Below are 25320 nucleotides of genomic sequence, written 5' to 3'. Positions count from 1 at the left end.
TTGGATAAAAAAATATCCCCTTTGTCACGCATCTTTTTAGTGCTGATTTTCATGATTTTGTACACGCCGATCTTCTTCCTTGTGTTTTACTCGTTCAATAGCGGCGGCACGATGTACAATTTTGAAAGCTTCACGCTTGACTGGTATAAAGAGCTTTTCTCCGATACAAGGCTGCTGATCATTGTGCTGAACACGCTTGTCATCGCGCTGTTGTCCGCTTTGATTTCAACGATTATCGGGGTCATGGGTGCTCTTGCAATCCACTCGTTTAAAAGCAGGCAGACCAAAAATACGCTGCTTTCACTCAATAACGTCCTGATTGTAAGCCCTGACGTAATCATCGGTGCATCATTCCTGATCTTGTTCACGATGGCGGGAATCAAGCTCGGCTTTTACTCTGTTCTTCTTTCACACATCGCCTTCAGCGTACCGATTGTGGTCCTGATGGTGCTGCCGAAGCTGATGGAGATGAGCCCGACACTGCTTGATGCAGCACGCGACCTTGGTGCAAGCAGATGGAATGTGATGACAAAGGTTGTCCTTCCGTTCATCACACCCGGTATTTTTGCAGGGTTCTTTATGGCCCTGACGTTTTCGCTTGATGACTTTGCGGTAACCTTTTTCGTGACGGGGAACGGATTTACGACTCTTTCCGTTGAAATTTATTCCCTTGCACGGCGCGGCATCGCACTGAACATCAACGCGCTGTCCACCCTGCTGTTCCTGTTCACCGTTCTGCTTGTTATCGTTTACTACTTCATCACCCAGCGGAACAGACAAAACGGATGGGGGGTTAAAAAATGAAGAAGCTGGTTCGCGTCTTTATAGCGATCGCACTCGTTTCCGGCATTCTTTTATATACCATCTCTGAGCTGAATTCCTCTCAGGGATATTCAAGCGGCAACACCCTGACCATTTTCAACTGGGGGGACTACATCAATTCGGATTTAGTTGACCGCTTTGAAAAGGAAACCGGCATCAAGGTCATTTATGAAACATTCGATTCGAATGAAGCCATGATGACGAAAATTGAACAGGGCGGGACGACGTACGACATTGCCGTTCCGTCTGAATATATGATTGATAAAATGCGTCAGGAAGATTTGCTGATCCCGCTTGATCACTCAAAGCTTCCGAACTTGAAAAATATTGACCAGCGCTTTATGGATTTGCCGTTTGACCCTGAAAACAAGTACTCCATTCCTTATTTCTGGGGAACAGTCGGCATCGTCTACAACCCGTCCATGATCGGCGGGAAGAAAATCGAGAGCTGGAACGACCTTTGGGATCCCGAGCTGAAAAACCAGATTCTCCTGATTGACGGTGCGCGTGAAGTCATGGGGATGGGGCTGAACAGCCTTGGCTATTCCCTGAATGATACAAACCCGGAGCACCTCGAGGAAGCTAAACGGAAGCTTGATACCCTTACTCCGAATGTTAAAGCGGTTGTCGGGGATGAAAGCCGGATGCTCCTTGAAAACCAGGAGGCTGCCATCGGTCTTGTGTGGTCAGGTGTTGCATCTGAAATCATGTATGAAAACGAAGACCTGGAGTACGTTGTACCTGAAGAAGGATCAAATCTCTGGTTCGACAACATGGTCATCCCGAAAACAGCAAAGAACGTGGAAGCGGCTCATCAATTCATAAACTTCATGCTTGATGCCGAAGTGGCTGCGGAAAACACAGAGTACGTAAGCTACTCCACTCCAAACAAAGAGGCACTGAAATACATGCCCGAGGACATGGTCAGCGACGAACGCTTCTATCCTCCGCCTGAACTGACGGAAAAACTGGAAGTGTACGAAAACCTTGGGAAAAAGAATCTCGCTTATTACAATGAGCTGTTTTTGAAATTTAAGATGCATCCGAAGTAAAGATTATTTAGGAGAGGCGCCATTCTGGGGAATGGCGTTTTTTCTTGTGGATTAGTTGATGTGAGCTTGTGGAAGTTATAAAAAGAACTTGAAGAATAGGCCAGATATACTTCTATGAACCTGAAACATCACTTAGAATGGAGCATTAAATAGGAAGTCAGAACTCTATTTAAATCTGAAGGATGCATGTTGCCCCGAAAAGCAGGCAAATGCTGAATATTTAGGAGGGTTTGGGAATCTATCTGGGCATACGACATTTTAGAAAGGTTTGCGTAGTTCCAGAATGTGATTGGAATTCTGTGAGGGAATTGTGGTTTGGGGCCGGTGCCTGTTATTTTAATCGCAACAGCAAGAGCTTGTCCGTTATCAACCTTCAAAATAAGAGCAGGGCGAAGTTTGTATCCATGATCAGGAGGATCAAAGGGGAAGACGATATCATATATTTCACCCGGCTTCAATTAATCATCCATCCATTTTTTGTGAGATGGATTTTGCGGGTTAAAATTTTCCACTATGCCGCCTTCACCAATTATTAGTGGTTCCTGCTTAGATGTAATTGAATCAAAATCAATCGAGGCTGCAAGTTTTTCATTCAATTTTCTTAGCGCAGCACTGCCGTTTCGAAAGTTCCTCTTAGTACAATTTGCATTCATGCGAGCTGCCCTGCGGCTGGCAATTGTATTAAAAGAAGTTTTTTGTCTCATACGGGAAATCCTCCTTTTTGACACACCAACACCACCCTTAACTGAAAGTGTTATTAGTATATGTCATTTAGTAAAAAGTGATCTTTTTCTTATCCTATAAAAAAGGGCAGTATCTGTCAAATGAAGGAAAACTCTATTTCATACTCGTTTCGTAAAGTACGACTCGAACTCTCTACAAACACAAAACACCTCTTTTTCTAGCAATTTCTTGACCAATTGTCAGTTGATTTGCGGCCCTGAGCTGCGAAAATCAGCTAAATCATTACCTGCGCAAATCCTCCACACCCAAATAAAAAACCGGCAGGAACCACTTGGTCCCTGCCGGCTTGCTATATTTACACCATAATCTTGCAGATATCGTTTGTAAACTCTACCGGATCTTCGATTGTCAGTCCTTCGATCAGGAGGGCCTGGTTGAAGAGGAGGTTTGTGTACAGGGCCAATTTTTCTTTGTCGTTTGCGTGCGCATCTTTCAGCGAGGCAAAGACGTCGTGGCTGCTGTTGATTTCAAGGATTTTTTCGGCCTTGATGTTCTGGCTGTTCGGCATGGCTTTCAGGATTTTTTCCATTTCGGTTGTGACTTCGCCTTCTGTCGCGATGCAGACAGGGTGGCTTTTCAGACGCTTTGAGATGCGGACGTCTTTTACTTTGCCGCCGAGGATTGTTTTCATCTCTTCAAACAGCTCTTTGCTGTCCTGTTCGTCAGTCTCTGTGCTCTTGTCGCTGTCATCTGATTCAATGCCGAGGTCTCCGCTTGAGATCGACTTGAATTCTTTTTCTTTATAAGACATGAGCATGCGGATCGCGAATTCATCAACTTCGTCAGTGAAATAGAGGATATCATAGCCTTTATCTGCCACAACTTCCGTTTGCGGAAGCTTTTCTAGACGCTCGTGGCTTTCGCCTGCTGCGTAGTAAATGTGCGGCTGGCCTTCTGGCATCGCAGCTGCGTACTCATCAAGTGTGATCAGCTTTTTCTCTTTTGATGAGTAGAACATGAGAAGATTTTGAAGGTCTTCTTTGTTCGCTCCGAAATCACTGTACACACCGTACTTCAGCTGTCTGCCAAACGACTTGTAGAACGCCTCATATTTTTCGCGCTCATCTTTCAGCAGGGTTTGAAGCTGGCTCTTAATCTTGTTTTTAATGTTTTTCGCAATGAGCTTCAGCTGGCGGTCCTGCTGCAGGATCTCGCGTGAAATGTTCAGTGACAGGTCCTCTGAATCAACCATTCCTTTGACAAAAGAGAAATAGTCAGGAAGCAGATCCGAGCATTTTTCCATAATCAGCACCCCGTTGGAGTAAAGCTCAAGCCCCTTTTCAAACTCTTTGGAGTAGTAGTCATACGGAATCTGCTCCGGAATGTAGAGAATGGCATTGTAGCGCACAGCACCGTCGACGCTGATGTGGATATGCTTAAGCGGCTTATCAAAGCCGTAATGCTTTTCGTGATAGAAATTCTCGTAATCTTCATCCGTGAGCTCGTTTTTATTTTTTCTCCAGATCGGCACCATGCTGTTGATCGTCTGCTCTTCGACCGTCTCTTCAAACTCATCTTCGCTGCCGTCTTTTTTCTTGCTGACCGTTGAATCCATCTTAATCGGGTAGCGGATAAAGTCCGAGTACTTTTTAATGATGGCCTTCAAGCGGTACTCTTCCAAAAATTCATCATATGAATCCTCTTCTGTGTTCTGCTTGATGCTGAGGATGATTTCCGTGCCTACTTCCTCTTTTTCGCACGGCTCGATTGTATAGCCGTCTGCACCGTCAGAATGCCATCTGTATGCTTCGCTTGCGCCGATTGTCTTCGTTGTAACCGTAATCGCATCCGCAACCATAAATGCTGAATAGAATCCTACCCCGAACTGGCCGATGATGTCATGCCCGTCCTTCAGTTCATTTTCGCTTTTGAATGCAAGAGAACCGCTCTGTGCGATGGTTCCGAGATTGTTTTCAAGCTCCTCTTTCGTCATTCCGATTCCTGTATCGGCAATCGTAAGGGTGCGCTTTTCCTTATCCGCGCTCACTTTTATGTAATAGCTGCTCTGATCAAATGACAGGCTGTCATCTGTTAATGCCTTGTAGTAGATTTTATCAATCGCATCACTTGCGTTTGAGATCAGCTCGCGCAAAAAGATTTCTTTCTGGGAGTAGATCGAGTTGATCATCATGTCTAATAATCTCTTAGATTCTGCTTTAAACTGCATTTTTGCCATATTAAAAATCTCCTTTCAGCTTTTTTAGCACTCATCACCTTAGAGTGCTAACCCACTAAATAAATAACATATATTCCCGTTTCATGTCAACAATCAAACCGAGCAATCCGGTTTACACGGCTGATTTTCTCTGCTATATTAGTTACTTAGGATAACTGTTATCTAAGGTAACTATTTTAAGCGGGGTGTTTTCCATAAAAACGTATCAGAAATTTTTTCAGCAGCTTCTGCTTTTATACAGACCGTTTGAAAACAGGCTGAACCTGGAGCTTGCGAAGCATGATTTATACAGGGCGCAGTGGTCGGTTCTTCATTATTTGTCCAATTACGGGACGGCGACACTTGTTGAGCTTGCCGGCTATCAGGGCGTTGAAAAGCCGACTGTGACAAGGACCATCAGCAAGCTTGAAGAGCTGAACTATGTGGAACAGGTTGCCGGAAAAGATAAACGAGAGAAACGGATGCAGCTGACTGAGGAAGGGAAGAAGCTGTATGCGAAGGTGCGGATCACAATTGATGAATATGAGCTGGACATTCTTAAAGGCATTTCAGAAGAAGAGCAGCTCGCATGCATCCGGGTGATGGAAGACATCCGGAAAAATATTAGAGAGTAAGGTGAAGTCATTTGAATAAAGACAGACTGTGGACGAAGGACTTTATCGTTGTTTCGTCCATTAATTTTTTCCTAACCCTGATTTTTTACTTATTAATGGTCACCATCGCGGTGTTTGCGGTGGATGAATATCATGCTTCAACAAGTGAAGCCGGTCTTGTGACTGGTATTTTCATCATCGGAGCTCTGATCGGCAGGCTGTTCATCGGCAGGCTGATCGCAAGCTTCAGCCGGAGAAAAATTCTTTATACCGGGCTGATTCTCTTTACGATCACCACTTCTTTTTACTTTTTTGAGCTTGGACTCGGGTTCCTTTTAGCTAACCGTCTTCTGCATGGGATTACCCTGGGCATGGCAAGTACAGCGACGGGAACGATTGTGGCACAGATTATTCCTGCCTCAAGAAAAGGGGAAGGAATCGGGTATTACAGCATGAGTGCGACGCTTGCTACAGCGATTGGGCCGTTTATCGGTCTTTATTTGAGCCAGCACGCGAGCTTTCAGACAATCTTCACATTTTGTGTCGCGCTTGGCGTTCTCAGCCTGCTGATTGCCTTTTCCTTAACGATTCCGCCACTTGCCGGTCAGCCCAAGCATGCGGCCGTTAAAGGGTTCAGCCTCTCAAGCTTTGTTGAGCCCCGGGCACTGCCGATTGCATTTATTACACTGGCGGTCGCGTTCTGCTATTCAAGCGTTCTGTCTTTTATCAACTTTTATGCGATGGACATTGACCTTGTCAGCACAGCGAGCTTCTTTTTCATCGTTTATGCCGCGGCTGTTCTTGTATCGCGTCCGTTCACCGGCAGGCTGCTTGATCAAAAAGGAGCGAATTACGTTATGTATCCGGCGTTTGTGCTGTTTGCTGCCGGGCTGTTCCTTCTAAGCACGGCGAGCACGAGCACGGTGTTTCTTCTCTCCGGCGTTTTGATCGGACTCGGATTCGGCAATATGCAGTCAGCCACGCAGGCGATTGCGGTTAAACTGACGCCTCCGCACCGGATGGGGCTTGCCACGTCCACATTCTTCATCTTTTTAGATGCAGGACTCGGGTTTGGGCCTTACCTTCTCGGGTTCGTCATTCCGGTTACAGGCTACAGCACGCTTTACGTAATCCTCGGATTTGCCGTCATTCTCAGCATTGGGCTTTACTACATGCTTCATGGAAAAAAAGAGCACGCTTCACCTGCTGAGGTTCAGGCATCTCTTTAACGGGCACCCTTTATGGGGTGTCTTTTTTTTGCATGATGGAAAATGTCCAAAATTTGCTATAAACTTGAAGTATCTGAAATCTATCCTGAGTGGTGAGGCAGTTGTTTAAACTATTATTAATTGAAGATGACCTTTCTCTTTTCACGGAAATAAAAGACCGACTGAATCAATGGTCGTACGACGTATACGGCATAACCGACTTCAGCAGGGTGATGCAGGATTTCTCGGAAGTGAAGCCGGATCTTGTGATTATTGACATTCAGCTGCCGAAGTTTGACGGGTTTCACTGGTGCCGGATGATCCGGTCTCATTCCAATGTCCCGATCATTTTTTTATCCTCACGGGATCATCCGACAGATATGGTGATGTCGATGCAGCTTGGAGCGGATGACTTTGTCCAGAAGCCCTTTCACTTTGATGTGCTGATCGCGAAAATCCAGGCCATCCTGCGGAGGGTTTATAACTACAGCACGGAACAGGTTCACCTCAAGACGTGGTGCGGTGCTGCGGTTGATTATGAGCGGAATTCCGTTACGAATGAGCAAGGGACCGTCGAGCTCACAAAGAATGAAATGTTCATCTTGAAGCTGTTAATTGAACAGAAAAATAAGATTGTGAGCAGGGATAAGCTGATCAACAGCCTCTGGGATGATAAGCGGTTTATCAGCGACAACACGCTGACGGTTAATGTGAACAGGCTGAGGAAGCGCCTTGAGGATATTGGGCTCGGACGGTTTATCGAAACGAAAGTGGGACAGGGCTATGTGGCCCTGGAAGAGGAAATTCTATGATCCGTGTTTTTCTGAAAGAGCGCTTAAGCTGGATTCTCTTTTACCTGTTCATCCATCTTCTGTTCCTTTTTATCTCGTTTATAGACAATGCGGTCCCGTTTAAGAGCGTATTGTACATCGTCTTTTTATCCCTTCTGTCTTTTCTTGTGTTCCTGGCTGTCCGCTATCAGAAAGAAACGGCCTTTTTTAAAGCGCTTCAGGAAAGGGAAAAAAATCTGGATGTGACAAGCATTCCAGCACCAGGAAGTCCTTTTGAAGAGCTGGTTGAGGAGACGCTGGTTGATCACACCGGGCTCCTGAAGAAAGACGCGCAGCGCCATTACATCTCTCTCCAGCAGGAAAAAGATGATCTCCTGTCCTGGATTCATGAGGTAAAAACGCCGCTGACGGCGATGCACCTGATGATTGAACGGATGGAGGACGGACAGACGAAAACGAATTTAACCTATGAGTGGCTCCGCATTCACCTGCTGCTCGACCAGCAGCTCCATCAAAAGCGGATCCCATTCATTGAAAACGATCTATATATTGAGATGATCGACCTTGAAGATGTTCTCTTCAGCGAGCTGAAAACCCTTCAGGCCTGGTGCATCCAAAAGGGCATTGGCTTTGACATTGAGCTCCAGCAGCGGGACGTGCTCACAGATGCAAAATGGTTTGCGTTTATCCTGAGGCAGATCCTGACGAATGCGGTGAAATACAGCGAGGCGTCTGACATTGAGATCCGGAGCTATCTCGAACATGGAAACGCCAAGCTTGAAATCAGGGATTATGGCAGAGGCATTGAGGCGAGAGACCTTCCACGGATTTTTGACAAAGGGTTTACGTCCACCGCCAATCATCAGGATCAGGCGGCGACCGGAATGGGCCTTTATTTGGCCAAAAAAGCGGCTGCTCCGCTCCTGATTGAGATCCAAGCAGCTTCTGTCCCGGGTCAGGAAACCGTCTTTACTCTCTCCTTTCCGAAAAAGAACGATTTCGCAGCTGTCATGAGCATGTGACAACAATGTCACATGCTTTCTTTATTTGTTCGCACAATAAAAGGAAAAGATGCTTTCCCCTTTTTATACTAAAGGTATCGATTAAAGAGGAGGAACACACAATGGCCATTTTAGAAGCAGCCAAACTTCAGAAAAGCTATGGTAACAAGTTTAATAAACAAGACGTGCTGAAAGGCATTGACCTTTCGATTTCAGAGGGTGAGTTCGTGAGCATCATGGGAGCATCCGGCTCCGGCAAAACCACGCTTTTGAACGTGCTCTCTTCTATTGATAAAGTAAGCGGCGGCACCATCCGCATCGAGAACAAAGAGATGACAGGCATGAAGGAAAAGCAGCTGGCTGAATTCCGGAAGCACCATCTCGGGTTTATTTTTCAGGAATACAACCTGCTCGACACCTTAACTGTGAAAGAAAACATCCTTCTTCCGCTTTCTATTTCAAACGTACCCAAGAAGGAAGCAGATCAGCGGTTTGATATTCTTGCAAACGAGCTTGGCATTGCCGAATTGAAGGACAAATACCCAAACGAAATTTCAGGCGGTCAAAAACAGCGCACATCCGCAGCCCGCGCATTTATACACGAACCGAGCATCATTTTTGCGGATGAACCGACCGGAGCACTTGACAGCAAATCAGCTGCCGATCTGCTTAATAAACTGACAGATCTGAACGCCAAGCGCAAAGCGACCATCGTCATGGTCACGCACGACCCCGCTGCGGCGAGCTACTGCAGCCGCGTCATCTTTATTAAGGACGGGCAGATCTACACACAGCTGAACAAGGGCGGACAATCAAGGCAGGATTTCTTTAAAGACATTATGAAAACGCAGGGCGTTCTGGGCGGTGTGCAGGATGAGCGTTAATCAGCTGATTTTTAAAAATTTCAAGAAGAACCTGAAAAACTATTACCTGTACATTTTCGCGCTTCTTTTCAGCGTGGCGCTGTATTTTTCATTCGTCACCCTCCAGTATGACCCATCTATGGATGCGGTTGAAGGCTCCATCAAGGGAGGGGCGGCGATTAAATCAGCCTCTGTTCTGTTAATTGCTATTGTCACGATCTTTTTGCTCTACGCCAATAACATTTTCATTAAGCGCCGCAGCAAAGAAATCGGGCTGTTTCAGCTGATCGGGATGACAAAACATAAAATCTTCCGGCTGCTGACCGCTGAAAACTTCATGCTGTATTTCGGTTCACTTGCCCTTGGTATTTTTGCCGGATTTGCCATCTCCAAGCTGGTGATGATGATTCTCTTCAAAATTACAGGGACAGATGATGTGGCAAAGCTTCACTTTTCGAGTGAGGCCCTCGTACAGACGCTGATTGTCTTTACAGTCATTTACACGCTGATTATGCTGATGAACTATCTTTTTATTAAAAGACAGAGCATTCTCTCGCTCTTTAGAGTGCTTTCATCAGCAGAAGAGAAAGTGAAGAAAATGACCGCAGTTGAAATCATTATTGGTCTTTTAGGCATCGCCATGATTGCTGCAGGGTACTATGTTTCCTCCAGACTATTCGGCGGAGACTTCAAATCGACAACCGGCCTTTTCATGGCGATGATTTTCATTTTAGGCTCCGTTATTTTGGGAACCTACTTCTTTTACAAAGGGTCTGTCAGCTTTCTTTTCCATCTGATCCGAAAGAAAAAAGACGGATACCTGAAGGTTGATGAAGTCCTTTCACTCTCATCCATCATGTTCCGGATGAAATCAAACGCCCTGCTTTTAACCATTATCACAACCGTCTCAGCTCTTGCGATTGGGCTGCTGTCATTAAGCTATATCTCCTACTACTCAGCTGAAAAAACAGCACAGAATCAAGTGCCGGACGATTTTGCTTTTTCAAACGGCGAACATGCCGCGCAATTTGAAAAAGCTCTGGATGATGCGGGGATCGCTTATGATACGTCCTCTATTGAAATTGTGATGGCAGGGGTGGATATCTCTGATATATTCACATCGAACATTGAAGAGATTAACTATGAACCGAGTAAGATGGTACTGGCTGTCATAAGCGATGCTGCAGCCGGCAAAGAGCTTTCAAAGGAAGAAACCCTCTTTTCCGGCTACAGTGACCTGCTGCAGAAATTCATGCCGCTTGATGACAGCGGAAAGGTTACATTTCTCGGAAAAACAAGTGAAATCCCGCAAACGTATTTGGGAATGGAAAAAGAAGCTCCCGTCTTCTGGTACTTCACCTCAGGCGGATTGCCGGCAGCCATTGTCGATGATTCCGTCTTTCAGCAGCTGAAAAGTGATAAAAATCCAGAGATCCAGCTCCCTGAATCCTTTTACATCGCTGTGAACATTTCGGACAAAGAAGAGCTAAAAAGCGCCAATGACCTTTTCGTATCGATGAAGCTTGGAGAAGATGCCCCTAATGACTCCCAGCTTGAAACACTCAACACCCAAAAGCGCAACATGGGTCTTGCCATGTTCATAGTAGGCTTCCTTGGCCTTTCATTCCTTGTCACATCAGGATGCATTCTGTACTTTAAACAAATGGGCGAAAGCGAAGAAGAACAGCCAAGCTACACGATTCTGCGCAAGCTCGGCTTTACACAGGGAGACCTGCTGAAAGGCCTGCGCGCAAAACAGCTTTTCAGCTTCGGCATTCCGCTTGTAATCGGCCTGCTCCACAGCTATTTCGCTGTTCAGTCCGGCTGGTTCATCTTCGGGGCCGAAGTTTGGACACCGATGATCATTGTAATGGCCCTTTACACAATGCTCTACTCAATCTTCGGTGTGCTGTCTGTCCTATACTCTAAAAAAGTGATTAAAGAAGCATTATAAGAAGAACCTCCGGGTGGCCGGAGGTTCTTTTCACTTATTTTCAATTCCAAAGCATCGTCTTAGATCAGCCGCATTTTTCAGCACACTTGCCTTGCAGGATTCCGTGCGGCTGCCTGCCTCGATGAAGAGATATACCTGTGCATCACTCATGCCGTTCTCTCTTAAAAGACTGATTGCTCTCAACAAATTTTCCTCATTGTAGTTTTCTGTTAAACTCAGTGAGATTTCTTGATCGTAGTATCTTTCCTCGCCCTCTTCAAAACGCTCACTAAGAAATGAAAGTCCTGACAGTCCGAATGGTTCCAGCTTACTTTCGACAGACGTTTCAAAGGTGTGATGGAGTTTGAAGGTCTGCAGATATGTTTCAAGGGCATTCTTCAGCTCCGCTGTCTCACCGCTGCTGTAGGCAAGTGTCTCAATGGTTTCACCCGGTTCTTCTGTCTCCATGTTCAGAGACAGACTGTACGGCACATCCTTTATTATCATCTCGGACATTCCGGTAAGCGCATCCATGATTTGTCCGGCATTTGCGCTTTTGGGCCTTATTTTCCCGCTTGCTTCGATTGTTGACTCAAATCCCTGGCCCAGCATGATATCACTGATTCCATTCTCTTCGAGTATGCCGGCAAGCTTCTGATACACTTCATTTTCTTTCAGGAGAGATTTATGCTTTTCGGAAACGTAATAAACATGAAATTGAGTCAGTTCCCCAGTAACGGACGCACTGAAAGTCAGATCATCCTCTGTTTTCAGCGTAAGGTTATAGGTATCTCCGAAAAGCGATGCCAGAACGATAACAATTGTTGAGCCATACCCCTGCTGCTCTTCTATTTTGACTGTTTTGGATTCAACGCCGTACAGCTTTTCAACTTGCTGCTCCGTATAAGCTGCCGCTTCTTCTTCTTCTGACCCGCATCCGGCAAGCAAAAGGACGGCGAGGACAGGAAGGATGAGCTTTCTCACAAGGTAATCCCCTCTCAAATTGGAATGTTTCTCCAAAAAGTATAGCTTGTATTTGAGGGGGCGTCTATCATCACGTTCAACTTTATTTTATTATGACAGGTATCCAGATCTCACTCTTAAAATCCGGTGATGCCGTATCCTTCTGCTCATTCCAGAGAATTTCCGGACCCTCTGCCAGCTCATAGGACGAAGAAGGAAACCACTCTGAATAGATGCGGCCCCATATCTCCTGAAGCGTTTCCGGAAAAGGGCCGCAAGCTTCAAAAACAGCCCATGTCATAGCCGGAACATTCAAGTGATCGAGGTGATCAGGAACCTCCCTCGTTGTGGCTGCGCCAATATAATGATCGAGCTCGCCTTTTTCCTCCATCCTTCCTTCAGAAAAATTTGCAGATGCGCTTATAATACCTGAAGGCTCTGCATTAGAAAGGTTTTTTAGATCTTGAATGGCATCCATGGTCAGGCTTTGCCACATGGCGGCAATCTCAGGGTTCACCCCATTGAATATAATGGGTACTCTTTTTTTGATGCCTGCAATCTGAAAAGCTTCCTTTTCTTCTAAACGGTATTTCATTTCGCTGCCTCCCTTAATGATTAACTGGAAGGTCATCCTCGGAAAAGCTTTAAGCGTATGTCTGCCTGTTCTCGCTTCAGACGGCGTCAGTCCGTGCAGCTGCTGAAACGCCCGCGTGAACGAATCCGGAGAAAGATATCCATACTTGATTGCGACATCAATCACTTTCACTTCTTTGTTCTTCAGTTCAAATGCCGCAAGGGTCAGCCTTCTTCTCCGGACATATTCAGACAGAGAAATGCCCGCAAGAGATGAAAACATTCGTTTAAAATGGTACTCCGAACAGAGAGCAATCCTGGCTGCCTCCTTATAATCAAGCTCTTCTTCCAGATTTTCCTCAATATAAGACAACGCCTCATTCATGTGTTCCAGCATTCCCATCAGATGACCTCCTTTGATAACAGATTAGCAGGAATTTCGTGCGGGCTACCGACCTTTTTGCATTCAGTTTTGCAGGATTTTTATTATTGTTACAAAAAAACTCCCTCCCCATAAGGGAGGGAGCAAAGGACTTACTGATTACCGCCCAATACCTGCTTTGCCATTTGCTTGTATTCTTCCAGTCCTGATTTCAGCGCAAACTCAGCAATACCAATCGGATATGCTGCCGTTAATTCAATAATGTGTTTTTCCATGTTGGGCCAAACATAGCCACCCGCTTGTTCATACTGCAAAATAAGATCCCTCAAAGCCTGTTCACCAAAGGTGCGTAAGTGCGGTACAAAATCATTTGCAGGATCTGTCACTGAGGCCTCTGTCCAGTCAATGATACCGGTCACTCGAGCGGATGAATGAATTAAAATATGACCCGCATGCAGATCACCATGAACAAGGCACGTTTCAGCAGGCCATAGCGTGTCGTTGTTCACCCAGTCCTGCCACCTTTTCCACAGCTTTTCGTTCACATCAAACTCAGCTCTTACGTTTTCCATTCGTTTCATCATATTCTTTCTTGCCTCTTCAGCGTTTTCTACTGGCAAATTCACTGTTTCAACTGCTTTACTCTGAATGCGATGAAGCGATACCATTGCCTCTGCAAGGGTTTTTGTAAATTCAGACGGCACATTCTTTTCGTCAATTTCCCACACATAAGCCATTGCCTCGTGATCAATGGTTCCAGCAGGCACACCCGTTAACTGTCTGTATGCAATTAACTCATCGGTATATACGCGCCACTGCGGAACTTCAACAGCAATACGCGGCACAATCAGGTCCAATGTCCGTTTTTCCTTATCCGCAGATGTCAGAACATCTTCTCTTCTCGGAAGGCGCAAAACCCACCTTTCACCTTCTGCATCCTCTGCAAAAACGACAAGAAAATCAAGTCCTGACTGATTAAATGTCAATGAATCCTCTTTAACATGAATAGCATGTTTATGTGCGATTTCTATCACTTTATCTTTGTTCATACCAGCTTCTCCTTTTGATTCGTATTTTTTATAAATACAGACAATCAAAGAGGGAAATGGTGATAGAAAAAGAAGCCTTTCCAGGCGCAGCCATTAAAAAATGCCCCTTCTTCTTATACGTATCGCTAAATAAAGGTTTCCTTAAGCAGGCAGACCACTTCCATTTACTCTGCTTGTGTGCAGAGCCTTTGATTGTATGCTAGCAAGCGTTCAAAGCCTGGAATCGAAGTCTAATAGATGCTGTCATTAAGAAAACCCCCATTTCCTGAAAGATAGATTTAACGTATCACACAAATGAGATCAAATCAACGATTGGGAACGGTATCATAGTAGCTCAAAACCGTGACAAAAACGCACCCGCTGCAAGCCCCGAACGAATCGCATGCTCGGCTTTAGAAGCAGAGGACTTGCTGTCTCCCTTACATGCATCTCCTCCAATGAGCAGCGGTTTGTTCCCTCCCACATTCAAAAAAGAACGATTGATCTGCTCAATAGCCTGAGCATAGCGCCATCTTTTCACCTGAACGCTTAGCATGTCAGGTTCATCGCCTAAAACGGTGCGAATCGATGGCATCGCCTGTGCCAGAATCTCTTCATCAGGCAGGTCGTAATGCCGCGATGACCACTCGTTATCCATATGAACGGTTAATGCCCCGGTTTCACTGATGCCTTTTGCTCGGTTATCAGCCATCCAGGATATTACACCTGGAACAGGCTCCTTTTTATAGGTAAGGCCTGATTCTCCGGAAAGCTCCATCAAAATGGCGAGGCAGGGAACGTATTTGACTCTTTCAAGCTCGTTTCGCTGTCCGGTTTTCAGCTGCACATTTCCCGCATCAAGAAGCTTCAGAGTTTGAGGGAGAGGACAGGTCATGAAGAGGGAGCGGGCCTTCAGGATAAACGGCTCATTCGTTTTCTTATTCAACCCTTCAGCTGCATAATACTCTCCATGATCCACAATTCTTTCAACCTCGTACTCACACTCAACGCGAAGACCTTCAGCCACCCGCTTTGCCAGACCGTTCATTCCTTTATCAGCCACAAACCTTACGGCGTTTTCCTCAAACCACGGCCGAATCCACCTGCGCTGCTGCCAGTCCTCCAGAAGATTTTGGCATTCCCCGTTTGAAGCAGAAAGGAACTGGGCGCCATGATCAAACGTACCGCTTCCAATCCTCCTGGTGGCAAACCGTCCCCCGGGACTCCTGCCTTTATCAAGAAGAAGCACCTTGTTTTCAGAAAGCTTCTGCACGTTTTGGGCAGCAGCCAGACCGCTGATTCCCGCTCCGATGATTAACACATCTTCAAGATTCATGAGGCACTCTCCTTTTTGCTTTTGTTTTTATTATAGGAGAGTAAAAGACTTGGGCAAAATTAGAGTGTTTTTTTGAAACCTGCAGACTGCTTTACCACCTTTTCCGCCCGATCCCGCCTAGAAAAAACCGCCAAAAACCCAATACCCAATATCAAACAGGAAACCCCAGCCCATGAAAGCAAATCCAGCTGTTCACGAACCAGCACCACCCCAAGCATGGCAGCGGTCAGGGGCTCTGCCAGTGCCAGTGTGACAGCGGTCGAGGAGGGAACGTGCACGAGCGCTTTGGCAAAAAGAAGATACGCAGCGCCTGTCGCAAGCAGGCCGAGGTGCAGGCTAACGGCCAATCCGCGCGGCTCAGCCATCCAGCTCATATCATAGAAAAAGAGAACCGGAGATAATAAGACGGCACTCAGCGTAAAGACGACTGCGACAACCGATAGGGAAGATGCGGTGTGCACCAGCCCTTTGCTGACGATTGTATAGACAGCAAAGGACAGACCGGCGCCAAGAGCCATAAGTATGCCCGAAGGATCTGCATTTGCGGCACCTTTATTGAAAAAGAGCAGAAAGCACCCGATGATGGACAGCAATGTCGAAATCCACCAGCCTTTTGACGGCGTTTTTCTAAGCAGCAGCCACTCTAATGCACCGGATAAGAGAGGAGCGCTTCCGATGGCGATGACAGTTCCGACAGCCACTCCTGTCTGCTGCACGGCGGTAAAAAAGAGCGGCTGATAGGCAGCCATGCACAGTGCAGCCGCAACGGTCACTTTAATGGGCCAGTTCCGCAGATTTAATTGCCCAAGCAGTATGGCGACAAGCAACAAAGAAAGACCTCCTACCGCAAGCCGCGCCGCCCCGACAGCAATCGGATGCGCCGCATCCGGTGCATACGTCTGTGCCGTGCCCGTTGTTCCCCATAGTACCCCTGCGAGCAGCACCCACAGAGGAGCAAGTTTTTCTTTCATCCCAATCACTCCAATAAAAAAGACCTTATCCTCATCATAAAGAAGAACAGGACGTTTTTCTTTACAGAGAATAAGGTTCTTTTTAGCCGTTTTGCCTGAAGGTTTTCGGAGAGACGCCTTCCCGCCCCGTAAACCATCTCGTAAACGAAGAAACGTGTTCAAACCCGATGTCTTCACTGATGCGGGAGATGGATAAGTCCGTTCCTGAAAGCAGCCGTTTTGCTTCCTTCATCCGCAGTTCTGAGAGATACGTTTTTGGACTTTTCCCCGTTTGCGCTTTAAACCAGGCCGCATAATAATTCGGATGATAATGCTCAATCTCCGCCAGCATTTCCAATGTGACCGGGCGGTTGTAATGCTCATGAAGCCAGGCAATGGAAGGCGGCAGAGTCTTGTGCAGTTTCTGAGTCACGTATCGCGTAAGCTCGTTCAGCCCTGACCTGCTTCCCGAAGCCTCTTCCAGCAGCAAAAAGCGGATGGCGGACCACTGCTGATCCAGATTCAGAAACAGACTCTCCGTTTCATCCGGCAAATAGTACGTCGGAATATCCAAAATCAGAAATTCATTCCTATCATTTGAACGGTACACATGATTATATCCCGGCGGTATGTAAAAGCATGAATCCTCGCTTAAATGGATCTGCTGACGGTCTGTCCGGATCTCAAGCGAACCCTGCAGCGGAAAAAGAAACTGCCCGAAGTCATGCTTATGGGAGTGAAACTCTCTCGAATACGTTCTTTTTTCGCAAATTACCTGCCTGCCGCTTTCCATGCCCATCACTCCTTCTCCCCCTATTATATAGGAAACATCCAAACTGGAGTCCACCCCAAAAACGTTCTATAATGTGACATATTCCAATGAACGGGGTGTCAGCACATGCAGCTTCAGCAAATCGCCTATCAGTTTAATGACTATCCTTCTCTCTTGTTCGTACCGGCAGGCCGCAAGTATCCGGAGATCCGCTCGATCGGCCATAAAGAGGAACGCGCGGCACTGTCAAGGCTGCAGCAGGCAGCCGCGCAGGAACTCCAGTCAGTTCCTGAAGAAGAGATGACCCTTTTGAAAACCTTTCTCGGAACAGACCGGCCTTCTATTCCGCTTCCGGTCTACAAACAGGAACGGCTCTATCCGCACCTGATCAGGCCTGAAATGTTTCTCTGGAAAAAACATTCCGTTCAGCGCGGACTCCCCATCAACAGCAGCTATTTTTATCCGGAGGTCTATGGCACCTTATCAGCTCAAGACCTCTCCAGGCATGTGAAAAAAGTGGTGCAGGAATACCTATTTTGCGCACGTCTCAACAAATTAGAACGCAAACATTGGCTCGAGAAAATAAACTCCGCCTACACGCAGCATCCTTTGATCAGGCTTGCATCAAGCAAAGAGGCTGTCATACAAGCGGTCGAAATCATGAATAAATCCTCCCTGCTCGGCGTTTTGAAATATCCGGAGGACATCTCCTATTGGCGGCACCGCGTCGAAATTGTCATGCGTCCTTACCGCAGCATTCCGCCGGCATGGCAATGGACGGTCTGCAGCCATGAAAAAGAGCTCACACTGCATGCGGATACAGATTCAATCATCTGCACATGCAGCGCCTGCCGCTACTCGGTTTCCTATCACGTTTCAAAGGATGAGGCTTCCCTTCCAGATGAAGTCAATATCCCACAGGCAACGAAGAGGATTGCAACCATCGAACGGCAGTTCAATGAAATCGCCGTACAGTCTGAAGAAACCATGGAGAAGCTGCACGCGTTAAAAGAGATCCAAACCGAATTAGCACAGCACGCTCCAATCATCACACACATTCAAGACTTCCAAACCCGGCTTGAGAACGCTTCGGAAACACACCCTGCAGCAGCAATCTACACAGAGATTGAGAAGCTTGACTTTCCAAATGCGATTCGGCCAGACCTGCTAAGTCTCGCAAACATCTCTGTGCCGGATGCATCTGTCCTTAGAAGAGCAGAAAGCTGGAGTAAGCAGCACTCTCACGATTTGGGCGAAAGCCTTGCCCGTCATCTCCAGAAGCTTCAGGAGCTTGCAGAACAACACAAACCGCAGGCAGATGACGTCATGTTTGTAATCAAAGAATTCCGGCTGCTTCGGTCCCACCTTGAAAAAATCCAGCTTTTCCTGCAGGAAGAAACTGTTCCAAACCATATGCTCGTGCAGATCCTGAGGGGAGAAGCCACAAGCAAAATCCGGCGCAGCGGCTTCCATGAAGCTGAAGTCTTCGGTCTTTTAAACGAATGGCCGGCGAAATATATCACAAAAGCCATCATAAAAAGCTGCTGAGGTCATCAGCAGCTTTTTACTTTAAATTTTTCTCCTGTCTCATGACATAAAGCCACATAGACCCGTATGTCACAAAAAGCAGCAGGAGAAACACGGGTACAGATAAAACATCGCGTATCAGCATCTCGCATCCTCCTTTACTTTAGGTTTCCCCATGAAAACGGGAAGAATAAGTAAAAAAGAATGACGGCTAAAACAGATAGTAAAATAGCAATAGAAGGCTTCCTGTAATGGATGGTCAGGACGATAAACAAGAGCAGATTCAGCGGGATATTCAGCCAGCCGTTCCATCCGTTGTCATACACATACATGCCCTTATGCGAAAAAATCCACTCCAGCGCGGAATAAAAGGCCGTCCAGACCGCTATGTAGATCCACTGATTTCTTCTTTTAGCAGGAAATCTCTGCAGATAAATAATCAGCCCCATCGGACAGATGAAAAAGGTAAAAGCGGCATTGATGATTGAATGATTCAGCCATTCTGCCGTCACCCCTCTGAATGCCCAAAGCGTGTGGTCGTAATAAAAATAATTGTACGTCATATTCACGACAATAAAAAAAAGCACCGTCGGATACTGCTTTTCCCATTGTTTCCAGTCGATAAATTTATAAGCAAATAAGATCCAGACTGCGATTACAAGCAAGAGATACATCGATTCACCCCAAACGTTTAATCATACTTGCATTCTTAACGCATTATGGGGCTTGTATACACGCTCACAGCAAAAAGGTGCATTGCCCGGGGCAATGCACCTTTTCCTGCTTATAGTTGTCCAAATCCCCTTCTTTTTGGGGTCCTAGCTATAAACGAGTTCTTTTTTTTTCACAAGACCAAGCGTTTGCCCGGTCGACTCCTCCATCTTGCGGAAAAGCTCAGGATGATCCGACAGGGACAAGCCGTAGGAAGGAATCATTTCCTTAAGCTTTGGCTCCCATGCTGTCATATGCTGCGGGAAGCATTTTTCAAAGACCTCGAGCATGACATGAACAGCCGTTGAAGCACCAGGAGATGCTCCGAGAAGGGCGGCAACTGAACCGTCTCCGGCACTGACCACCTCTGTACCGAACTGAAGTGTTCCTTTGCCGGCATCCGTATCTTTGATAACCTGTACGCGCTGGCCTGCAACGACGATGTCCCATTCCTCGTTTTTGGCGTTCGGAATGAATTCGCGCAGTTCATCCATGCGTTTTTCATGCGACAGCATGACCTGCTGAATCAGATACTTGGTCAGCGCCATTTCTTTCACGCCTGCAGCAAGCATCGTCATCAGGTTGTTAGGCTTGACTGAACTGATCAGATCCATGTTTGAACCCGTTTTTAAGAATTTCGGCGAAAAGCCTGCAAACGGTCCGAAAAGCAGGGATTTCTTCCCGTCAATGTAACGTGTGTCAAGATGCGGAACAGACATCGGCGGTGCGCCGACCTTTGCTTTTCCGTAAACCTTCGCATGATGCTGCGCGATGACTTCCGGATTTTTGCAGACGAGGAACAGTCCGCTGACAGGGAAACCGCCAATCTGCTTCGACTCCGGAATACCTGTTTTCTGCAGCAGATGCAGACTGCCGCCTCCGCCTCCGATAAAGACAAATTTCGCCCGGTGGCGCTCAACCTGTCCGAAACCGTTCTTCACTTTCAGTTCCCATGAACCGTCACGCGTCCGCTTTAAGTCCTCCACGCTGTGCTTGTAGTGGACCTCCACATTTTTTCTCTCCAAATGATCGAAAAGCATCCGCGTCAGCGCGCCGAAATTCACATCCGTACCTGAATCGATTTTCGTCGCTGCAATCGGCTCGGACGATGTACGGCCTTCCATCATAAGCGGAATCCATTCCTTCAGCTTTTGATGGTCGCTTGAAAATTCCATTCCGTGAAACAGCGGACTTGCTGATAACGCTTCCAATCTCTTTTTCAGGAACGCGACATTTTTTTCCCCTTCCACAAAGCTCATATGCGGAATCGGCATGATAAAATCCTCAGGATTGCGGATCAGATTTCGTTTAACCAAGTAGGACCAGAACTGCCTTGAAAGCTGGAACTGCTCATTCACCTTCACAGCCTTGCCGATATCTACCGAACCGTCCGCTTTTTCCGATGTATAGTTAAGCTCGCAAAGCGCAGCATGACCCGTTCCTGCATTGTTCCACTCATTTGAACTCTCTTCACCCGGACTTCCCAGTTTTTCAAATACTTTAATGTTCCAATCCGGCGCTACCTCTTTCAGCATCGCTCCAAGCGTTGCACTCATGACCCCGGCACCAATTAGAACCACGTCTGTTTTGTTCTTTAAGCTGCTCATACTACCCATCCTTATCCCCTAAATTTGCAAAAACGAGCAGGCTCCCGCATAAACATGCAGGCAGCCACCTTTGAACATACACAAGTCTTCTGAATATCAGTTTATCACAGTCTATTATGAATAGATTAAATTTTACTATTATCTGATAATTATAAACCATTTCCGGGCGGTTAAAAAGGATAAGTTCTCAGCGGATATGCAATTCCCTAATAAATGTATGAATTTTCACGGCAAAAAAGACTGATTCGAATATCCCGTGACGGGAAACCGAAATTTACATATATTGTTTATTTTAAAAATTTGTGTATAATGTATCTAAATGATATATATCTTTTAGATAGGGTGAAAAGATTTGAAAACCTACAACGATACAACCTACGCCATTCTTGGAATTTTAACGACAGACTGCAGATCCGGCTATGATATTAAACAGCTGATCGACAGGAGTTTAACTCATTTTTGGAAGATCAGCTACGGGCAAATCTATCCGACTCTTAAAACCATTGTCGAAGATGAACTGGCAACCGTCACGATCTCCTCTCAGCCATCGAAACCGGAACGAAAGGAATATCATCTCACGGCACAAGGGAAGGAAACGCTTAAGAACTGGCTTGAAGAACCAATTAAACAAATTCCGGCCGAGCGCAATGAAATTCTGCTTAAATTGTTTTTTGGACGTCATCAGTCAAAAGAAAACACGGTATCCACTCTAGAGGATTACAAGAAAAAGTTAGAGGCACGATACCTTACATATATAAACATCGAAGAAAGCATTACGGCCAACAAAGAACACGCAGAAGACGCCCTCTATTGGCTCTTCACACTGGATTACGGAAAACGGATGACAAAGGCTGCGATTGAATGGTGCACAAACACTCTTGAACAATTACTGAATGAGGGGGATTAAAGATGGCTGATAAAACGTTTGCAGGGCGGTACACAACGGAAAATCAGGACGATCTCGTTGTCTTTCTGATCGGAATGAGGGTAAACAAGCGACTCGCCCTGCACAAGTGGCTTCCGGTCTTTTTTGCCATGCCGGGGATGATCAGAGAGCTCTATATGAACAAGGACGAACTGGGCTTCCTGTCCATGGAAAGCTATTTCGGACTGAGAACAACGGTCATGATTCAATATTGGCGCTCGACGGAGGATCTTCTTGCCTATGCAAGAAGCGAAAAGCACATGGCGGCATGGAAAAACTTTAATCAGAAGATCGGCAGCAATCCTTCTGTAGGCATATACCATGAAACGTATGAAGTAAAAGCCGGAAACTACGAATCAATCTATGGAAACATGCCTCCCTACGGCTTAGGTAAAGCGCTCAGCTTTATTCCTGTTGAATCAAGCCGCGCCTCGGCAAAACAGCGGCTAATGAAAGCCGGTACTACAACCAACTGAAACGGAAAAGAGGCTGCCGACAATTGTCATGCAGCCTCTTTTTATCAGGTCAGAGACCTTTTTCTCGCAGAATACAGCACATACAGCAAGATAAACCACACAGGCGTCAGCATCAGAGCAGGACGTGTCTCATCCGCCACTAGCATCACCACTAGTATCAGCCCGAACAGCGCCAGCACCGCATAGTTGATGAACGGCGCAAACGGAGCCTTGAATGCGGATTCCGCATGCAGGTCCCCGCGGTTTCTGCGGTATTTGATGTGACAGATCAAAATCACACTCCACACCCAGATAAAGCAGATAGCGCTGATTGTCGTCACAATGCCGAAGGCCTGCTCGGGAATCAGCTTGCTTAAAAGCGCACCAGCTGACACCACGGCAGCTGACAGCCACAGTGCATTGCCGGGCACATGCTGCTTAGTCAGCTTCTTCATGGAGGACGGCGCCTGGCCGCGTTTGCTCAGCGTGAACAAGATCCGGCTTGTCGAAAACAGCCCGCTGTTGCAGGCAGACGCAGCAGACGTCAGAACAACAAAATTAATGATTCCCGCCGCAAGCGGAATGCCGATCAGACTGAACGTTTTCACGAATGGACTTTCAGAAGCATTCAGCTCCGTCCACGGATTGATGCTGAGCAGGACAATTAAAGCCCCGACGTAGAAAAACAGAATCCGAAGGGGAATTTTATTGATGGCAGACGGAATGTTTTTTCGCGGATTAGACGTTTCCGCAGCCGACACCCCGACCAGTTCCACACCGACAAATGCAAACACAACCATCTGGAATGAAAGCAAAAATCCGGTCATGCCGTTCGGAAACAGGCCGCCGTGCTCCCACAGGTTGCTTACAGACACGGTTCCCGCATCCGTCTTGAATCCCACCACAATCAAAATCACCCCAACGACGATCAGCCCAAGAATCGTCACCACTTTGATCAGGGCAAACCAAAACTCGAGTTCCCCAAAAAGCTTAACCGTCAGCAGATTGAGCCCAAGCAGAAGAAGCAGGCACACAATGGCAGGAACCCACTGCGGAATGTCATACCAGTACTGCACATATACACCAACCGCAATGACATCGGCCATCGCCGTCATGATCCAGCAGAACCAGTAGGTCCACCCTGTTACAAACGCCGCCCGCGGGCCCAGATAATCCTCGGCAATATCCGTAAACGACTCATAGCCCGCCTTTGACAGAAGCAGCTCCCCAAGCGCCCTCATCATAAAAAAAAGGGCAACCCCGACTATTAAATAAGCGAAAATAATGGATGGTCCAGCAAGCTGAATTGCCTTGCCCGACCCTAAAAACAACCCCGTTCCAATTGTTCCGCCTATTGCAATCAGCTGCACATGGCGGTTTGCCAAATCTCGTTTCAATTCCTGCTGTGCCATTTTTGATTTCCTCCTTCTTAGATGTAAAAAACCCAATAAAAAAAGAGACGGGAAGACTCCCAATCTCTTTTTTGAAGAATACCAAAATAGCATTTGCCGACCGAAAAACGGGTACACCAAACTCTAAATCTATACTCTTCTGTCCTTTTGCCTGAGATTGTGAACCCTTCGGCGCCGCTAAAGCGGTCTCTCCAGAAGCTGCTCCGGCTGTAGTGTGATCCACAGCCATCATAGCCTGCTCTATTTAAATTTGAGTATTTCTGAATAATGATTAATTGTAGGCGGTGAGGCAAGCATTGTCAACAGTCATGCAATGACAGGGAGAATGTCCCATATTCTAATTGATAATTATTTTCATTGACAACCTGACATATTGAGGATAAATTAATGATAATGATAATTATTATCAAATAAACTAGTGCTAAGGAAGGAACGACAAATGAATACAAGACGCAGATTTTTAACACTGGCTGTTTCTCTAATAGCTGTCCTTATGATTGCCCTTGCAGGCTGCTCAGGCGGTCAATCGGGCAGTTCGGAAAAGGCATCTGATAAGAAGGCTGATTCAAAAGAATCAGATACGCAATATCCAATCACGATCAAGCATGCATTCGGCGAAACGGTCATTGAAGAGAAGCCGGAACGCGTTGCGACCATTTCATGGGCAAACCATGATGTTGCACTTGCTTTAGGTGTAGTGCCGGTGGGTTTCTCGGCAGCAAACTACGGCATTCAGGATGACAGCGGCATGCTGCCATGGACGAAAGAGAAAGTGAAAGAGCTTGGAGAAGACAGCCCGAACATCTACCAGGATACGGACGGATTGGACTTTGAAGCGATTTCTGACTCACAGCCGGATGTCATTTTGGCCGCCTACTCAGGCATCACGCAGGAAGAATACGATACATTGAGTGAAATCGCACCGGTTGTAGCTTATAAATCGGCCCCTTGGGTTGCTTCATGGCGCGAACAGGTCACCTATAATGCAATGGGGATGGGAATGGAAGAGGAAGGCAAGGAACTGATTGCGGATACCGAAAAACTCATCCAGGAAAAAGCAGGCGAACACCCTGAACTTAAAGGGAAGAAAGCCGCATTCGTCAGCATTTCAGCTGATGATCTCTCTAAATTCTACATATACACTCCAGCAGACCCGCGCGGAGAGTTCCTGAGCGAGCTTGGGATGGAATACCCTGAAAGCATTACGAGCCAGCTTAAAGATGAAGACGGTTTCTACGTGGAATTAAGTGCAGAAAATGCGGATATGCTGAACGATGCTGAGATCCTTGTATCTTACGGAAACGAAAATACGTTAAAAGCCTTGCAGGAAGACCCGATCCTTGGAAAAATTCCTGCGGTTCAAAATGGATCTGTTGTGATCATCGGAGACAACACTCCGCTGGCAGCTGCAGGTAATCCAAACCCGCTTGCGATTGAATATTCCATTGATGAATACTTAACATTACTTTCAGAAGCTGCAGGCAAAGTAAAGTAAC

23 protein-coding genes and 1 riboswitch are annotated in these 25320 nt (G+C 46.5%); of the genes, 12 read left to right on the top strand and 11 right to left on the bottom strand.

Annotated elements, in window-relative coordinates; genetic code table 11:
* Positions 1-804 carry an ABC transporter permease gene (locus AZ46_RS13650; protein ID WP_029283069.1) on the top strand — a complete coding sequence of 268 codons (804 nt, stop codon included), beginning with the start codon at positions 1-3 and terminating at the stop codon, positions 802-804.
* On the top strand, positions 801-1874 hold the full coding sequence (locus AZ46_RS13645; protein ID WP_029283067.1) for an ABC transporter substrate-binding protein: 1074 nt from the start codon (positions 801-803) through the stop codon (positions 1872-1874). The genes AZ46_RS13650 and AZ46_RS13645 overlap by 4 nt, the downstream gene beginning before the upstream one ends.
* Positions 1875-2332: 458 nt before the next feature.
* Here AZ46_RS13645 and AZ46_RS13635 read toward each other — a convergent pair whose 3' ends face one another.
* Together AZ46_RS13635 and htpG are read right to left on the bottom strand one after the other, a co-directional pair.
* Positions 2333-2578: a hypothetical protein gene (locus tag AZ46_RS13635; protein ID WP_029283063.1), complete on the bottom strand. Its 246-nt coding sequence runs from the start codon at positions 2576-2578 to the stop codon at positions 2333-2335.
* A gap of 335 nt (positions 2579-2913) precedes the next feature.
* Entirely contained in the window at positions 2914-4794 is a 1881-nt protein-coding gene (gene htpG / locus AZ46_RS13630) for a molecular chaperone HtpG (protein WP_029283061.1), read from the bottom strand.
* Between the two features lie 185 nt (positions 4795-4979).
* Between htpG and AZ46_RS13625 the strand changes: the two genes are divergently transcribed.
* The 6 genes from AZ46_RS13625 (at position 4980) to AZ46_RS13600 (ending at position 11204) form a co-directional block, all read left to right on the top strand.
* Positions 4980-5408, top strand: coding sequence for a MarR family winged helix-turn-helix transcriptional regulator (locus tag AZ46_RS13625; protein WP_081414217.1), 429 nt, complete (start codon positions 4980-4982; stop codon positions 5406-5408).
* Positions 5409-5419: 11 nt separating this feature from the next.
* Positions 5420-6616, top strand: coding sequence for an MFS transporter (locus AZ46_RS13620; RefSeq protein WP_029283057.1), 1197 nt, complete (start codon positions 5420-5422; stop codon positions 6614-6616).
* Between the two features lie 101 nt (positions 6617-6717).
* Positions 6718-7407, top strand: a complete 690-nt coding sequence (locus AZ46_RS13615) for a response regulator transcription factor (RefSeq protein ID WP_029283054.1) — start codon at positions 6718-6720, stop codon at positions 7405-7407.
* The gene (locus tag AZ46_RS13610; RefSeq protein WP_029283052.1) at positions 7404-8408 is read left to right on the top strand and encodes a sensor histidine kinase; all 1005 of its coding nucleotides are present in this window, start codon (positions 7404-7406) and stop codon (positions 8406-8408) included. Before AZ46_RS13615 ends, AZ46_RS13610 begins: the two co-directional genes overlap by 4 nt.
* 101 nt (positions 8409-8509) lie before the next feature.
* Entirely contained in the window at positions 8510-9271 is a 762-nt protein-coding gene (locus AZ46_RS13605; RefSeq protein WP_029283050.1) for an ABC transporter ATP-binding protein, read from the top strand.
* Complete coding sequence (locus tag AZ46_RS13600; protein WP_029283049.1) at positions 9261-11204, top strand: ABC transporter permease; 1944 nt, start codon at positions 9261-9263, stop codon at positions 11202-11204. Before AZ46_RS13605 ends, AZ46_RS13600 begins: the two co-directional genes overlap by 11 nt.
* A gap of 30 nt (positions 11205-11234) precedes the next feature.
* Here AZ46_RS13600 and AZ46_RS13595 read toward each other — a convergent pair whose 3' ends face one another.
* From AZ46_RS13595 to AZ46_RS13570, 6 genes are all read right to left on the bottom strand, one after another.
* Positions 11235-12167, bottom strand: a complete 933-nt coding sequence (locus tag AZ46_RS13595; RefSeq protein ID WP_029283047.1) for a hypothetical protein — start codon at positions 12165-12167, stop codon at positions 11235-11237.
* Positions 12168-12249: 82 nt separating this feature from the next.
* Complete coding sequence (locus AZ46_RS13590; RefSeq protein WP_029283045.1) at positions 12250-13122, bottom strand: AraC family transcriptional regulator; 873 nt, start codon at positions 13120-13122, stop codon at positions 12250-12252.
* Positions 13123-13253: 131 nt separating this feature from the next.
* Positions 13254-14150, bottom strand: a complete 897-nt coding sequence (locus AZ46_RS13585) for a macrolide 2'-phosphotransferase (protein WP_029283043.1) — start codon at positions 14148-14150, stop codon at positions 13254-13256.
* Positions 14151-14484: 334 nt separating this feature from the next.
* Positions 14485-15465, bottom strand: a complete 981-nt coding sequence (locus tag AZ46_RS13580; protein ID WP_029283041.1) for an NAD(P)/FAD-dependent oxidoreductase — start codon at positions 15463-15465, stop codon at positions 14485-14487.
* Between the two features lie 59 nt (positions 15466-15524).
* Positions 15525-16436, bottom strand: a complete 912-nt coding sequence (locus AZ46_RS13575; protein WP_029283039.1) for an EamA family transporter — start codon at positions 16434-16436, stop codon at positions 15525-15527.
* Positions 16437-16518: 82 nt separating this feature from the next.
* Positions 16519-17214 carry a helix-turn-helix transcriptional regulator gene (locus AZ46_RS13570; protein ID WP_235728223.1) on the bottom strand — a complete coding sequence of 232 codons (696 nt, stop codon included), beginning with the start codon at positions 17212-17214 and terminating at the stop codon, positions 16519-16521.
* A gap of 99 nt (positions 17215-17313) precedes the next feature.
* Here AZ46_RS13570 and AZ46_RS13565 point away from each other — a divergent pair, with 99 nt between their 5' ends.
* Entirely contained in the window at positions 17314-18735 is a 1422-nt protein-coding gene (locus AZ46_RS13565) for an RQC-minor-2 family DNA-binding protein (protein ID WP_029283035.1), read from the top strand.
* A gap of 137 nt (positions 18736-18872) precedes the next feature.
* On the opposite strand, the gene AZ46_RS13560 is transcribed toward AZ46_RS13565, so the two are convergent.
* Both AZ46_RS13560 and AZ46_RS13555 read right to left on the bottom strand, forming a co-directional pair.
* Positions 18873-19388 (bottom strand): CBO0543 family protein, encoded by a 516-nt coding sequence (locus AZ46_RS13560; protein WP_029283033.1) that lies wholly within the window; start codon positions 19386-19388, stop codon positions 18873-18875.
* Positions 19389-19532: 144 nt separating this feature from the next.
* On the bottom strand, positions 19533-21032 hold the full coding sequence (locus tag AZ46_RS13555; protein WP_029283031.1) for a malate:quinone oxidoreductase: 1500 nt from the start codon (positions 21030-21032) through the stop codon (positions 19533-19535).
* Between the two features lie 352 nt (positions 21033-21384).
* On the opposite strand from AZ46_RS13555, the gene AZ46_RS13550 reads away from it, so the two are divergent.
* Together AZ46_RS13550 and AZ46_RS13545 are read left to right on the top strand one after the other, a co-directional pair.
* Positions 21385-21939 carry a PadR family transcriptional regulator gene (locus AZ46_RS13550; RefSeq protein ID WP_029283029.1) on the top strand — a complete coding sequence of 185 codons (555 nt, stop codon included), beginning with the start codon at positions 21385-21387 and terminating at the stop codon, positions 21937-21939.
* 2 nt (positions 21940-21941) lie between these two features.
* Complete coding sequence (locus AZ46_RS13545) at positions 21942-22433, top strand: DUF4188 domain-containing protein (RefSeq protein WP_029283027.1); 492 nt, start codon at positions 21942-21944, stop codon at positions 22431-22433.
* Between the two features lie 44 nt (positions 22434-22477).
* Here the strand turns inward: AZ46_RS13545 and AZ46_RS13540 are convergent, their stop codons facing one another.
* Positions 22478-23824, bottom strand: a complete 1347-nt coding sequence (locus tag AZ46_RS13540; protein WP_029283025.1) for an amino acid permease — start codon at positions 23822-23824, stop codon at positions 22478-22480.
* Positions 23825-23953: 129 nt separating this feature from the next.
* Positions 23954-24029, bottom strand: a riboswitch (glycine riboswitch).
* Positions 24030-24263: 234 nt separating this feature from the next.
* Between AZ46_RS13540 and AZ46_RS13535 the strand changes: the two genes are divergently transcribed.
* Complete coding sequence (locus tag AZ46_RS13535; protein ID WP_029283023.1) at positions 24264-25319, top strand: iron-siderophore ABC transporter substrate-binding protein; 1056 nt, start codon at positions 24264-24266, stop codon at positions 25317-25319.
* Position 25320: the final 1 nt, after the last annotated feature.

It is taken from the genome of Metabacillus indicus LMG 22858 (genome assembly GCF_000708755.2).
GTDB classification, from domain to species: Bacteria; Bacillota; Bacilli; order Bacillales; family Bacillaceae; genus Bacillus_P; species Bacillus_P indicus.
The sequence above is the reverse complement of the archived record's forward strand: the minus strand, read 5'-3'. Positions and strand labels throughout refer to the sequence as shown.